This window comes from Pseudomonas sp. MWU12-2319 (genome assembly GCF_023242525.1).
GTDB classification, from domain to species: Bacteria; Pseudomonadota; Gammaproteobacteria; order Pseudomonadales; family Pseudomonadaceae; genus Aquipseudomonas; species Aquipseudomonas gingeri_D.
The window spans coordinates 1-1,230 of record NZ_JALJES010000055.1 but is presented as its reverse complement, the minus strand read 5'-3'; the positions used below and the strand labels follow the sequence as shown (position 1 = coordinate 1,230).

Annotated in this window: 1 protein-coding gene; it reads left to right on the top strand. The window is 53.1% G+C overall.

Features of this window, described 5'->3' with window-relative positions; all coding sequences use genetic code 11:
* Positions 1–62 precede the first annotated feature (62 nt).
* Positions 63–1,223 carry an IS30 family transposase gene (locus M5C01_RS32715; RefSeq protein ID WP_152742437.1) on the top strand — a complete coding sequence of 387 codons (1,161 nt, stop codon included), beginning with the start codon at positions 63–65 and terminating at the stop codon, positions 1,221–1,223.
* The last annotated feature ends 7 nt before the right edge of the window (positions 1,224–1,230 follow it).

Here is a 1,230-nt window from a genome sequence, read left to right as displayed (position 1 = left end):
CGGCGGGCTCAACCGGTCGACGCAACGTACACTATTCGTCCGTTGGTTGGAGCTAAGCAAGAATGTCACGTCGCGAGAGATATGGATTTTCCGCCGAGCAGAAATCAGAGCTCTGGAGGCTATGGCGCAAAGGTGAGACTCTGAGTGCCATAGCCATGGCGATCCAGAAACCCACTGGCACCGTGCATAGATTGCTGGCCCGCAACGGTGGGATTTCTCCTCAAACCCGACAGTGTTCGCGGCTCGCGTTGACGCTTCTTGAGCGTGAAGAAATATCTCGAGGGATGGCAATCGGTCAATCCGTCAGGTCCATTGCCTTGCAGTTAAATCGTGCGCCTTCGACTATTAGTCGTGAGATATCCCGAAATCGGGGGCGTGATCTGTATCGAGCAGCAGACGCCGATGAACAAGCTTGGGCCCGCGCAGTTCGGCCCAAAGATTACCGCTTAAACCAGAGCCCTGAGCTGTGTGAATTGGTATCGAGTAAACTGAAGCTCTATTGGTCACCTCAGCAAATTACAGGCTGGCTTAAACGTAAATATCCCGACGACCTCACGATGCAGATTTCTCATGAAACTCTTTATCGGTGTCTGTTTATACAGGCCCGGGGCGTATTGAAAAAAGAACTGGTGGCCGTCCTGCGCTCCAGACGCATGATGCGCAAAGCGAAGACGGCTACGAGCAAGGGACAGCCCCGTGGCCACATCATTGATGCTGTCTCGATTAGCAAGCGACCCGCAGAGGCTTCAGATAGAGCCGTTCCCGGACACTGGGAAGGTGACCTGATCACCGGTTCGAAGAACAGTCACATTGCTACCTTGGTGGAGCGCAGCACCCGCTTCCTGGTACTGGTACGAGTCGAGGGAAAAGACACCAAGAGTGTTGTCGATGGTTTAATACGCGAGGTTGGTCAAATGCCGGAGCATCTATGGCGCTCTTTGACATGGGATCGAGGAACAGAGCTTGCTCAACATAAACGGTTCACCATGGACACGCATGTTGATGTATTTTTCTGTGATCCGCGCAGCCCTTGGCAGCGCGGATCAAACGAAAACACTAATGGGTTATTACGTCAGTATTTTCGCCCAGGCACCGATTTAAGTGGTTATACCCAGGCAGAGCTCAATGCGGTAGCCTTGCAGATGAATCAGCGACCACGTGAGACCTTGAACTTTGAAACACCGGCTGATCGCTTACAGCACCTTGTTGCACTGACCGGTTGAGCCCGCC

Coding starts and splice junctions, on each gene's coding strand:
- M5C01_RS32715 (WP_152742437.1), top strand. CDS start 63: ATGTCACGTCGCGAGAGATATGGATTTTCCGCCGAGCAGAAATCAGAG.